Origin of the sequence: Microbacterium jejuense (genome assembly GCF_019511665.1) — a bacterium.
Classification (GTDB): Bacteria; Actinomycetota; Actinomycetes; order Actinomycetales; family Microbacteriaceae; genus Microbacterium; species Microbacterium jejuense_A.
The window spans coordinates 160987-173083 of the sequence record NZ_JAEUAW010000006.1 but is presented as its reverse complement, the minus strand read 5'-3'; the positions used below and the strand labels follow the sequence as shown (position 1 = coordinate 173083).

Below are 12097 nucleotides of genomic sequence, written 5' to 3'. Positions count from 1 at the left end.
TTCTTTATACCTCTACTAGAGGTTGAAGGTTTACAAGCCAGGGGGCCGGCATGAGCCAGAACCAGAACTACCTCGCCGTGATCAAGGTCGTCGGCGTCGGCGGCGGCGGCGTCAACGCGGTGAACCGCATGATCGAGCTCGGCCTGCGCGGCGTCGAGTTCATCGCGATCAACACCGATGCCCAGGCGCTGCTCATGAGCGATGCCGACGTCAAGCTCGACGTCGGGCGTGAGCTCACCCGCGGACTCGGCGCCGGCGCCGATCCCGAGGTGGGCAGGCGCGCGGCCGAGGATCACGCCGAAGAGATCGAGGAGGCGCTGCGCGGCGCCGACATGGTCTTCGTCACGGCGGGCGAAGGCGGCGGCACCGGCACCGGCGGTGCTCCGGTCGTGGCCAAGATCGCGAAGTCGATAGGAGCTCTCACGATCGGTGTCGTGACGAAGCCCTTCTCGTTCGAGGGTCGTCGTCGCCAGCAGCAGGCCGAATCCGGGGTCGCCCGCCTCAAGGAAGAGGTCGACACCCTCATCGTGGTGCCCAACGACCGGCTGCTCGAGATCAGCGACCGCGGCATCTCGATGATCGAGGCGTTCGCGACGGCCGACCAGGTGCTCCTCGCCGGTGTGCAGGGCATCACCGACCTCATCACGACGCCGGGTCTCATCAACCTCGACTTCGCCGACGTGAAGTCGGTCATGCAGGGAGCGGGGTCCGCCCTCATGGGCATCGGCTCGGCACGGGGGGCGGATCGCGCCATCAAGGCCGCCGAGCTCGCCGTCGAGTCGCCGCTGCTCGAGGCGTCGATCGAGGGTGCGCACGGCGTGCTGCTGTCGATCCAGGGCGGGTCGAACCTCGGCATCTTCGAGATCAACGATGCCGCTCAGCTGGTCAAGGAGGCCGCGCACCCCGAGGCGAACATCATCTTCGGCACGGTCATCGACGACACCCTCGGCGACGAGGTGCGCGTCACGGTGATCGCGGCGGGATTCGACGGCGGGGAGCCGCAGGCCCGCATCGAGCCGATCACGGCCGCGCGCGTCGTCTCGACGCCCGCGCTGCCGGTGACGCCTGCCGAAGAGGCCGCGAAGGACCGCGATGTCGTCGAGCCGCCGTCGGTGCCGGTGACCGTCGGGGCCGTCACCGAGTCGTCGTACGACTCGGCGTTCAGCGACGACGACCTCGACATCCCCGACTTCCTGAAGTAAGTGACGCTCGCAGACCGCCTCGCGGAGGTGGACGGGCGGATCGCGGATGCCGCGCGCGCGGCCGGTCGCGATCCGTCCGAGCTCACCCGCATCGTGGTGACCAAGTTCCATCCCGCGTCGCTCGTCGAGGAGCTGTACGGCCTCGGCGTGCGGGATGTGGGGGAGAACCGGCAGCAGGAGCTGAGCCGCAAGGTCGGCGAGGCCGGCGAGCTCGCCGATCTGCGCTGGCACTTCATCGGGCAGGCGCAGACCAACAAGGCGCGCGCGATCCGCGCCGCCGCCTCCGTCGTCCATTCTCTCGACCGGTCCCGTCTCGCCGATGCGCTGCATGCCGCCGCCGAGCCCGGGGACTCCGCGCTGGACGTGCTGCTGCAGGTGAACCTCACCGACGATCCCGGGCGTGGCGGCGTCGACCCGGATGGTGTCATCGCCCTCGCCGAGCACACCGCCGCGCTCCCGTCGCTGCGGCTGCGCGGCGTCATGGCGGTCGCCCCGCTGGACGAGCCTCCCGCACCCGCATTCGCGCGGCTGCGCGAGTGCTCTGACGCGCTGCGCAGCGTCGTCGGCGACGCGTCGTGGATCTCGGCCGGCATGACAGCAGACTTCGCCGAGGCCATCGCCGCCGGCGCGACACACCTACGCATCGGCTCGGCAATCACCGGGCCCAGGCCAGAACGCGGTTAACCTCGGAACAGATGAGCACTACGGAGGATGCGATGTCGAACCCGCTCAAGAAGACCATGGTGTACCTGGGCCTCGCCGACGAGGAAGAGGTCTACGAAGAGCCGGCGCCGCAGCCGCGTGCCCGCACCTCCGAGAAGGTCGTAGAGAAGGCGGCAGCCCCCGTGACCCCGATCCATCGCCCCACCGTCGTCCGCCAGCCTGCGCCGACGGCCATCAACGAGATCCTGACGGTGCACCCCAAGCAGTACCGGGACGCCCAGGTCATCGCAGAGAACTTCCGTGACGGCATCCCCGTCATCATCAACCTCTCGCAGATGAGCGACGCCGACGCGCGACGTCTGATCGACTTCGCGAGCGGCCTGTCGCTCGGGCTGTACGGGCGCATCGAGCGGGTCACCAGCAAGGTGTTCCTGCTGTCGCCCGAGAACGTCGCGGTGTCGGGTGACGGGGCGGTCGCGCAGGCCGACCCGGACTCGGTTCCGTTCGCGCAGCCGTAATCTGGCTACGTGGCAGTCGTCTCACTCATCGCAGCGATCCTCAACCTCGCGCTGCTCCTGTACGTCTTCGTGCTGCTCGCGCGGCTGATCCTGGACTGGATCCCGTTCTTCAACCGTGAATGGCGCCCCCACGGGGCCGGTCTCGTGGCCGCCGAGATCGTCTACACGGTCACCGATCCGCCCATCAAGATGTTCCGCCGCTTCATCCCCCCGCTGCGCATCGGAGCGATCGCGATCGACTTCGGATTCGCCCTGACGATGCTGCTGTGCTTCGTGCTGCTGAGCATCACGAGGGCGCTCGCGGGCTGATCGGATCGCTTCGCCGGGAGTCGCCTGAGAGCCGTCGTCCTTCGACAGTCTCAGAACCCGCGGCTATGCTTTGCTGATACGAACGGCCGCCGACCGGCGACCTTACCGACATCGGCCCAGACGCTCGAAAGAGGAATCACCATGGCTTTGTCCCCCGATGACGTCGTCACCAAGCAGTTCCAGCACGTCCGCTTCAAGGAGGGCTTCGACCCCGACGAGGTGGACGACTTCCTCGACGAGATCGTCGTCGAGTGGCGCAAGGCCCTCGCCGAGAACGAGGAGCTGAAGGCCAAGCTGGCGGCGTACGAGTCGGGTGCAGCGCCGGCGCGCGCGGCCGAGCCCGCCCCCGCACCGGTCGTCGAGGCAGCCCCGGTCACGGGTGCCGCTCCGGCCGCGAGCGCAGGCATCATCGAGCTGGCCCAGCGCCTGCATGACGAGCACGTCGCCGAGGGCATCGCCCAGCGCGACCAGCTCATCGCGGACGCCAAGGCGCAGGCCGCGAGCATCGTCTCGGACGCCGAGACCCGTGGCCGCGAGGAGCTCGCCAAGCTCGACCGCGAGCGTGTCGGCCTGGAGAGCAAGATCACCGAGCTGCGCAACTTCGAGCGCGACTACCGCGCGCAGCTGCGCAGCTACATCGAGGGCAAGCTGCGCGACCTCGAGACCACGGCGACCAGCTCCGGCGCTCAGCCGGTGTCGTCGCTGGGCCTCTAACCCTTGTCGGGCCGAGCACCCCTTCGTCCGGCGGCGGCCGGCACCCTCATCGCGATCCTCGCGCTGACGGTGCTGGCCGCCGACCAGTTGGCGAAGCACTTCGCTCTCGAGAACCTGCCGTACCAGGAGCCGGTGCACGTCATCGGCGACTTCCTGATCTTCTACCTGACCCGCAACTCGGGAGCTGCGTTCTCGCTCGGCGCCGGCGCCACCTGGATCTTCACGATCGCTCTCGCGGTCGTCGCCGTCGTGATCGCCTGGCTCGCGGCCCGGCGCGTGCGCTCCCGGCTGTGGGCCGTCGCACTGGGCCTTCTGCTCGGCGGCGTGCTGGGCAATCTCGGCGACCGGCTCTTCCGCGACCCGGGGTTCGGTGTGGGCCACGTGGTCGATTTCATCGACACGCCGTGGATGTGGTTCATCCCGGGGATGCCGGGCGGCATCTACAACATCGCCGACATGTTCATCGTCACGATGATGATCGGCGTCGCCATACTCGTGCTCGTGGGGGTGCACATGGACGGATCGCGAGACCGTGACCGCAAGAAGGACCAGGACGAGACCGCTGTGCCGGGCGAGGACACGATCCTCGGCGCCGACGGCGACCAGTTCGCGCCGGGCGGCGCCGTCGAAGGATTCGGCGACGAGTTCCCGGTCGCGGATCCGGATGCCGGGATCCCGGCTGCCGAGCGCGGACTTCCGCCTCTGACGGACGCCGAGCAGCGCGAGGTCGAGGCCGAAGCCGAGGCAGCGGCAGAACGAGCCGATGCGGACCGCGAGGCCGGGCGGCCGGACTCCGGCGCCCAGCTCTGACGTGGAGACCCGCAGCCTCCCCGTACCCGACGGGCTCGACGGCACCCGCGTCGACGCGGCCCTCGCCAAGATGCTCGGGTTCTCGCGCACGTTCGCGGCCGACGTGGCGGATGCCGGCGGGGTGACGATGGACGGGCGCACGCTGGCGAAGTCCGACAAGCTCCGCGGCGGCGCATGGCTGGACGTGACGTGGGCTCCCAAGGAGGAGCCGCGCGTCATCCCGGTCGAGGTGCCGGAGCTGGGCATCGTGTACGACGACGACGACATCGTCGTGGTCGACAAGCCCTCCGGCGTCGCCGCGCACCCCTCACTCGGCTGGGAGGGTCCTACGGTGCTGGGCGCCCTCGCCGCCGGCGGGTACCGCATCGCGACGACGGGCGCCGCCGAGCGTCAGGGCGTCGTGCACCGCCTCGACGTCGGCACGAGCGGGCTCATGGTCGTCGCCAAGACCGAGCGGGCGTACGTCGCGCTCAAGCGCGCCTTCAAGGAGCGTGAGGTGGAGAAGATCTACCACGCGGTCGTGCAGGGACACCCCGATCCACTCGCCGGCACGATCGACGCGCCGATCGGCCGGCATCCGTCGCACTCGTGGAAGTTCGCCGTCACTCCCGACGGCAAGGACTCCGTGACGCACTACGAGACGCTCGAGGCCTTCCCGGGCGCGGCGCTGCTGGAGATCCACCTCGAGACGGGGCGCACGCACCAGATCCGCGTCCACATGGCCGCCCACCGCCACCCGTGCGTCGGCGACCCGCTCTACGGCGGCGACCCGACGCTGTCGGCGAGGCTCGGGCTCATCCGTCAGTGGCTGCACGCGCACGAGCTGTCGTTCGCCCACCCGACGACGGGGGACTGGGTGACCTTCACGTCCGACTACCCGGCCGACCTCGCGCACGCGCTGGAGGTCCTGCGGGCGGACTGAGGCCTCCTGCGCCTCAGTGCCCGCCTTCGAACCGCGCCGGCCCGTCGGTGCAGGCGTGGTCGATCCGGCGGTACATGTCGGGCAGCTCCAGCGGAGGCAGGTCGTCGAGGTCGTACCAGCCGACCTTGGTCATCTCGCCGTCGGCCGGATACGGCTCGCCCGACACCCACGCGCAGCGGAACACCAGGTCGAGATAGTCGACCTCGTCGCCGTGGGGGTAGACGACGCGCGGCAGCTGGTGCACCCACGCGAGCCGCTCGACGCGGCAGACGACGCCGGCCTCTTCGAGCGTCTCGCGCACGGCGGCATCGGCCGGCTCCTCGCCCGGCTCGACGATGCCCGTGATCGGGGTGAGCGCGCCGTTGTCGTGTCGCCGGCCCAGCAGGATCCGGTCGCCCCGCAGCACGACGGCGGTCGCGCCGACCAGCGGCAGGGCGGTGGTGCCGATGTGGCGCCGGAGCTCGAGGACGAAGTCGGGGGTGGCCATGAGGTTCAGCCTAGGCGCGGGCCGCGCGCGGTCCCACATGACGGGTGGCCGGTCGGGGATGTCGGACGCCTCGGCCATAGCGGAGGCATGACGATCGAGGTGCGCCCCGCGACGGTGTTCGACGATGTCGCCGCAGTGATCGGACCGAAGAACCCGCAGTCGAGCGTGTGCTTCTGCCTGAGCTACCGGATCCCGTCGAAGGAGGCGAACGCGCTGCGCGGACCGGATCGCGCCGACCGCGTGCGCCGGCTCATGGACGAAGAGGGGCCGATCGGCGTGCTCGCGTACGACGGCGACGTTCCGGTCGGCTGGGCGGCGGTGGCCCCGCGCACGCGCACGCACTTCGCCACGTTCCGCAAGATCCCGCACGTGGACGACCAGGACGTATGGTCGCTCTGGTGCTTCCGCGTGCGACCGGGGCACCGCAAGAAGGGCGTCATGCACGCGCTCATCGACGGCGCCGTCGAGTTCGCACGCGACCAGGGCGCGCCGGCGATCGAGGGGTACCCGGTCGACAACGACGGCGCGAAGGTCGACCTGACGATGGCGTACGTCGGCACTCGCCGGCTCTTCGAGCAGGCGGGTTTCGAGAAGGCCGCCGAGACGACCTCGGTCCTGGCAGGATTCACGCGTGTGCTCATGCGGCGAGAGCTCTAGCGTGGACGCGTGAACGAGCTCCTGCGTCGCCGCCTCGAGCGGTCCAACACCCTGTACCTCGACTTCCTCGACACGATCCCGGCCGAGCATCTGGGCTCTCGTCTGCCCGGCCTGCCGTCCGACACGGTCGGCCACCAGCTGTGGTGCGTGCTCGGCGCCCGCGAGAGCTTCCCCAAGGCCGCACGTGCGGGGGAGTGGCAGGGGTTCTCCAGCCCGGTCGAGCGCGACGGGTCGTCCGATGCGGCGACCGTGCGCGCGGCGTTCGTCCAGGCGGCGGCCGACGTCGACGAGTGGGTCGCGGGGATCGATCCCGCCGACGAGGACTCGCTGCGCTACGTGATCGCCCTCCTCGAGCACGAGACGATGCACCAGGGCCAGCTGATCCGCTACCTGTACGGGCTCGGGATCCCCCGCCCGCACACGTGGCAGCAGCAGTACGCGCTCGACGAGGAGTTCTGACATTCCGTGAACCGTCGCTGCGGCATCCGGCAATCCTTGGTGTGAGTACAGACAGCGACATCATCCGGCGCTCCGCCGACGACCCTGCCGCGTTCGCGGAGCTGTTCGAACGGCACGCGCGCGTGATCGGCGGGTTCGCGTCACGCCGCGTGGGAGTGGATGCCGCACAGGACGTGCTGAGCGAGACCATGCTCATCGCGTTCCGGCGGCGCCGCGACTTCGACACGGCGTGGGAATCGGCGAAGCCGTGGCTGCTGGGAATCGCCTCGCGCGTGATCAAGAGGCACCGCGCCGACGAGGCCCGTCAGTGGCGCTCGTTCGAGGCATCCGCGTCGCGCGGCGAGCACTCCAGCGACGGCGCCATCGATGCGGCCGCGGATCGTGCCGACGCCTCGGCCGCGGTCCGTGCGCTCGCCCCCCGCATCGCGGCACTGGCGTCGCGCGACCGCGAGACGCTGCTGCTGTACGCGTGGGGCGACCTCACGTACGACGAGATCGCCGTCGCCCTGGGCGTGCCGGTCGGCACGGTGAGGTCGCGGTTGAACCGGGTGCGGCGCAAGCTCGCGCCGCCGGGATCGCACGCGTCTGTCCGGCTCACGTGGATCGCGAAGGAGGAGACCGATGGAGCTTATGGAACGAGTGCGTGAGATCGGAGCCGGCGCTCCCGGCGTGCCGGACGCCGGGATCGATGCGGCCCGCGTCGCGCTGCTGCGCGAGATCGCGAGACAGGAGCGAGTGGATGCCGCACCCCGGCGCCGGCGGACAGTCCGGTGGGTCGGCGCGTCGGCGCTGGGCGGCGGTCTCGCCGCGGCCGCACTCGTGGTGGGCGTGGTGATGGTGCCCGCGACGGCGCCCACGGCGTCGGCGGCGCAGATCGTGCTGGAGAAGGCGGCGGTCGCCGGCATCCGGGCCGCCGACACCCCCGTGCCCGCGGGCAGCTACACGCGTGTCGACACCGCCTTCACGTGGGCCACGACCTACGACGAGCAGATGCCGGCGGGCGCGAAGTTCAACAACGCCGGCCGCCAGGATGCCGATGCCGTCCTCCTGATCCAGGACGACTCGGCGGTGTACGTGCCGGCAGACCCCGACGGCGAGTGGGTGCGTGAGCGCCACCCGTATCGCGTAGTGGAGTCGGCGGGCCCGCTGTCGTCCGAGGCGGCCGGCGCGTGGGAACGCGAGATGGCGCCCGCGACCTCGGGGCTCGCGGGCATCACGCGGTACCCGGGCGGCATCGTCGAGGGCGGTCGCGACGGCGACGCGGTGACGTACCACCTCGACGGCCGGGAGGCCTTCGCCGACATGCCCTCGGATCCGGACGGCGTCGTGACGTGGTTCGAGGAGCGGTACGGCGCCGAAGGCGAGACGGACGGCATCGCCCACTTCTTCGTCGAGACGCTCGGCGATCTGATGTCGTTCAACCTCGCGCCCGCGAACGCGCGGGCAGGGATGCTCCGGGCGTTCGCCTCCCTCCCGGGAGTGGAGGTGGTGTCGACCGACGGTGAGCTCACGACGCTCTCGTACGAGCAGGGCTTCGACGCCGGCGCCGCGCGCGTCGAGTTCGTGCTCGACACCTCCCGCGGCTACATCCTGCAGTCGACGCACTGGGGGATGGGGGAGTACGACGACCCGGTGCTGTTCGACGGGATGCCGGAGTGGCAGAGCCGGACGGTGTCGACCGTCTCCGTCGTCGGGTCCGCCCCCTGACCTTCACCCTGAACACGAGGGTGAACCGACCTCCGCGGCCGGTCCCGCCGACACCCGGCGGGACCGGCCGCGGTGTCTGCGGTCGTCCGTAGACTCGATGCGTGGCATCCGATTCCTTCGTCCATCTGCACGTGCACAGCGAGTATTCGATGCTCGACGGAGCGGCCAAGATCGGCGCGATGACGCAGGCGGCCGCCGAGTACGGGATGCCGGCGATCGCGGTCACCGACCATGGCAACACCTTCGCCGCGTTCGAGTTCTATCGCGCGGCTCAAGCGGCCGGGGTCAACCCGATCATCGGCCTCGAGGCGTATGTGACGCCCGGCACGCACCGCAGCGACAAGTCGCGTGTGGCGTGGGGCACGCCCGAGCAGAAGAGCGACGACGTCTCGGGCTCCGGCGCCTACACGCACATGACCCTGTGGAGCGAGAACACCGGGGGCATGCACAACCTCTTCCGGCTGAGCTCGCTGTCGAGCATGGAGGGCTATTACTTCAAGCCCCGCATGGACCGCGAGCTGCTGCAGACGTACGGCAAGGGCCTCATCGCCACGACCGGCTGCCCGTCGGGCGAAGTGCAGACGCGCCTGCGCCTGGGGCAGTACGACGCGGCACGCGCGGCGGCGGCGGAGTTCCAGGACATCTTCGGCAAAGAGAACTACTTCGCCGAGATCATGGACCACGGCCTCTCGATCGAGCGCCGGATCATGACGGATCTGCTGCGGCTCGCGAAGGACCTCGACATCCCGCTGGTGGCCACCAACGACTCGCACTACACGCACCAGCACGAGGCCGACGCGCACGCGGCGCTCCTGTGCGTGCAGTCGGGCTCGACGCTCGACGACCCCAACCGATTCAAGTTCGACGGCGATGGCTACTACATCAAGACCGCGCAGGAGATGCGGCAGCTCTTCCGCGACCACCCCGAGGCGTGCGACAACACGCTGCTCATCGCCGAGCGCTGCCAGGTCGAGTTCAACACGTCGGCGAACTACATGCCGCGCTTCCCGGTGCCCGACGGTGAGACCGAAGACAGCTGGCTCATCAAGGAGGTGGAGCGGGGCCTGCACTATCGCTACCCCGGCGGCATCCCCGACAAGGTGCGCAAGCAGGCCGAGTACGAGACGGGCATCATCCTCCAGATGGGGTTCCCGGGGTACTTCCTCGTCGTCGCCGACTTCATCAACTGGGCCAAGGACCACGGCATCCGCGTCGGCCCGGGCCGCGGCTCCGGTGCCGGCTCGATGGTCGCCTACGCGATGAAGATCACCGACCTCGACCCCCTCGAGCACGGCCTCATCTTCGAGCGGTTCCTCAATCCCGACCGCGTCTCGATGCCCGACTTCGACGTCGACTTCGACGACCGCCGCCGCGGCGAGGTGATCGACTACGTCACCGAGAAGTACGGCTCCGAGCGCGTCGCGCAGATCGTCACGTACGGCACGATCAAGTCCAAGCAGGCGCTCAAGGACGCGGGGCGCGTGCTGGGCTTCCCGTTCAGCATGGGGGAGCGGCTCACCAAGGCGATGCCGCCGCCCGTCATGGGCAAGGACATGCCCCTCGACGGCATGTTCGACCCGCAGCACCCGCGGTACAAAGAGGCCGTCGAGTTCCGCACGCTCATCGAGACCGACCCCGAGGCCAAGACGGTGTTCGACCGCGCCCTCGGACTCGAGGGGCTCAAGCGCCAGTGGGGCGTTCACGCCGCCGGCGTCATCATGTCGTCCGAGCCGCTGCTCGACATCATCCCGATCATGCGGCGCGAGCAGGACGGTCAGATCGTCACGCAGTTCGACTACCCGTCGTGCGAGACCCTGGGCCTCATCAAGATGGACTTCCTGGGGCTGCGCAACCTCACGATCATCTCGGACGCGCTCGACAACATCCGTCTCAACCGCGGTGAGGAGCTCGACCTCGAGCACCTCACGCTCGACGACCGGCCCGCCTACGACCTGCTGACACGGGGCGACACGCTCGGCGTGTTCCAGCTCGACGGCGGCCCCATGCGGTCGCTGCTGCGACTGATGAAGCCCGACAACTTCGAAGACATCTCGGCCGTCATCGCGCTGTACCGTCCCGGCCCGATGGGCGCGAACTCGCACACGAACTACGCCTTGCGCAAGAACGGGCTGCAGGACATCACGCCGATCCATCCCGAGCTCGAAGAGCCGCTGCGCGACATCCTCGACACCACGTACGGCCTGATCATCTATCAGGAGCAGGTCATGGCGATCGCGCAGCGGGTGGCCGGGTTCTCGCTCGGTCAAGCAGACATCCTGCGCCGCGCGATGGGCAAGAAGAAGAAGTCCGAGCTCGACAAGCAGTACGAGGGCTTCTCGGGCGGCATGAAGGAGCGCGGCTTCGGAGAGGCCGCCATCCAGGCGCTGTGGGACATCCTGCTGCCCTTCTCGGACTACGCGTTCAACAAGGCGCACTCCGCCGCGTACGGTCTGGTCTCGTACTGGACGGCGTACCTCAAGGCGCACTATCCCGCCGAGTACATGGCGGCGCTGCTCACCAGCGTCGGGGACTCCAAGGACAAGATGGCGGTGTATCTCAACGAGTGCCGCCGCATGGGCATCAAGGTCCTGCCGCCGGACGTGAGCCAGTCGATCCGCTACTTCGCGGCCGTCGACGAAGACATCCGCTTCGGCCTCGGCGCCGTGCGCAACGTCGGAGCGAACGTGGTCGACGGCATCGTCGCCGCTCGCGCCGACGCGAACTTCACGAGCTTCCACGACTTCCTGTCCAAGGTGCCGGTGCACGTCGCCAACAAGCGGACGGTGGAATCGCTCATCAAGGCCGGCGCGTTCGACTCGCTCGGCTCGACGCGGCGCGCCCTCATGGAGATCCACGAGGACGCGACCGAGGCGGCAGTGCTCGACAAGCGCCGCGAGGCGAACGGCGAGGTGGGATTCGACTTCGACGCGCTGTGGGGCGAGGACGAGCCGCAGCAGGCGGCGAAGGTGCCCGAGCGTCCGGAGTGGACCAAGAAGGACAAACTGGCGTTCGAGCGCGAGATGCTCGGGCTGTACGTGTCGGACCACCCGCTCGCGGGCTTGGAGATCCCGCTCGCGAAGCACTCGTCGACCAGCATCCACGACCTCCTCGCGTCCGAAGACGTCGCCGACGGCGAGATGGTGACGATCGCGGGCCTCGTGACGAGCGTGCAGCATCGCGTGGCGAAGCAGAGCGGCAACCCGTACGGCATGATCACCGTCGAAGACTTCGACGGCGAGATCACCGTCATGTTCATGGGCAAGACCTACACCGAGTTCCAGCACATGCTGACGGCGGACTCGATCCTGGTGGTCCGCGGCCGGGTCTCGCGCCGCGACGACGGCATGAACCTGCACGCGCAGTCGGCCTTCAGCCCGGATCTGGGCGCGCTCGACGAGTCCAGCGGGCTCGTCCTGCTCATGCCGGAGCGACGTGCCAGTGAGGCCGTCATCGGCGAGCTGCTGCAGACGCTGCAGCGCCACAGCGGCGACACCGAGGTACGGCTCAAGCTGCACAGCGGGTCGGTCGCGAAGGTCTTCGAGGTGCCGCATCCGGTGCGCATCACTCCCGACCTGTACGGCGAACTCAAGGGGCTGCTCGGCCCGCAGTGCCTCGGTTGACGCCGCACAGGCCGCGTGACGAAGAGCGT

12 protein-coding genes and 1 pseudogene are annotated in these 12097 nt (G+C 69.4%); 12 read left to right on the top strand and 1 reads right to left on the bottom strand.

The features are described from left to right. The first annotated feature begins 50 nt into the window (after nt 1–50). The 7 genes and pseudogenes from ftsZ (at nt 51) to JNB62_RS10045 (ending at nt 5138) form a co-directional block, all read left to right on the top strand. Entirely contained in the window at nt 51–1202 is a 1152-nt protein-coding gene (ftsZ, locus tag JNB62_RS10075; protein ID WP_220300740.1) for a cell division protein FtsZ, read from the top strand. Then, nucleotides 1203–1886 (top strand): YggS family pyridoxal phosphate-dependent enzyme, encoded by a 684-nt coding sequence (locus tag JNB62_RS10070; RefSeq protein WP_220300739.1) that lies wholly within the window; start codon nt 1203–1205, stop codon nt 1884–1886. It abuts the gene before it with no gap. A gap of 32 nt (nt 1887–1918) precedes the next feature. Next, on the top strand, nt 1919–2383 hold the full coding sequence (locus JNB62_RS10065) for a cell division protein SepF (RefSeq protein ID WP_220300845.1): 465 nt from the start codon (nt 1919–1921) through the stop codon (nt 2381–2383). Between the two features lie 9 nt (nt 2384–2392). After that, the gene (locus JNB62_RS10060; RefSeq protein WP_220300738.1) at nt 2393–2692 is read left to right on the top strand and encodes a YggT family protein; all 300 of its coding nucleotides are present in this window, start codon (nt 2393–2395) and stop codon (nt 2690–2692) included. A gap of 141 nt (nt 2693–2833) precedes the next feature. Then, nucleotides 2834–3406, top strand: a complete 573-nt coding sequence (locus tag JNB62_RS10055) for a DivIVA domain-containing protein (protein ID WP_220300737.1) — start codon at nt 2834–2836, stop codon at nt 3404–3406. Between the two features lie 3 nt (nt 3407–3409). Beyond that, a pseudogene (gene lspA, locus JNB62_RS10050) lies at nt 3410–3979 on the top strand (signal peptidase II); the annotation flags it as partial. A gap of 238 nt (nt 3980–4217) precedes the next feature. Continuing rightward, nucleotides 4218–5138, top strand: a complete 921-nt coding sequence (locus JNB62_RS10045) for an RluA family pseudouridine synthase (RefSeq protein ID WP_220300736.1) — start codon at nt 4218–4220, stop codon at nt 5136–5138. 13 nt (nt 5139–5151) lie between these two features. Here JNB62_RS10045 and JNB62_RS10040 read toward each other — a convergent pair whose 3' ends face one another. Next, nucleotides 5152–5625 (bottom strand): NUDIX hydrolase, encoded by a 474-nt coding sequence (locus JNB62_RS10040; protein WP_220300735.1) that lies wholly within the window; start codon nt 5623–5625, stop codon nt 5152–5154. 87 nt (nt 5626–5712) lie between these two features. On the opposite strand from JNB62_RS10040, the gene JNB62_RS10035 reads away from it, so the two are divergent. The 5 genes from JNB62_RS10035 to dnaE all read left to right on the top strand — a co-directional run bounded on the left by JNB62_RS10035 (nt 5713) and on the right by dnaE (nt 12068). Further along, a complete protein-coding gene (locus JNB62_RS10035; RefSeq protein ID WP_220300734.1) occupies nt 5713–6282 on the top strand; it encodes a GNAT family N-acetyltransferase in 570 nt (189 codons plus the stop codon). Nucleotides 6283–6291: 9 nt separating this feature from the next. Further along, the gene (locus tag JNB62_RS10030) at nt 6292–6741 is read left to right on the top strand and encodes a DinB family protein (protein WP_220300733.1); all 450 of its coding nucleotides are present in this window, start codon (nt 6292–6294) and stop codon (nt 6739–6741) included. Nucleotides 6742–6782: 41 nt separating this feature from the next. Continuing rightward, nucleotides 6783–7388: an RNA polymerase sigma factor gene (locus JNB62_RS10025; protein ID WP_220300732.1), complete on the top strand. Its 606-nt coding sequence runs from the start codon at nt 6783–6785 to the stop codon at nt 7386–7388. Next, nucleotides 7363–8448: a hypothetical protein gene (locus JNB62_RS10020; RefSeq protein WP_220300731.1), complete on the top strand. Its 1086-nt coding sequence runs from the start codon at nt 7363–7365 to the stop codon at nt 8446–8448. Before JNB62_RS10025 ends, JNB62_RS10020 begins: the two co-directional genes overlap by 26 nt. Before the next feature lie 149 nt (nt 8449–8597). Next, nucleotides 8598–12068, top strand: a complete 3471-nt coding sequence (gene dnaE, locus JNB62_RS10015) for a DNA polymerase III subunit alpha (protein ID WP_222855963.1) — start codon at nt 8598–8600, stop codon at nt 12066–12068. Nucleotides 12069–12097 lie beyond the last annotated feature (29 nt).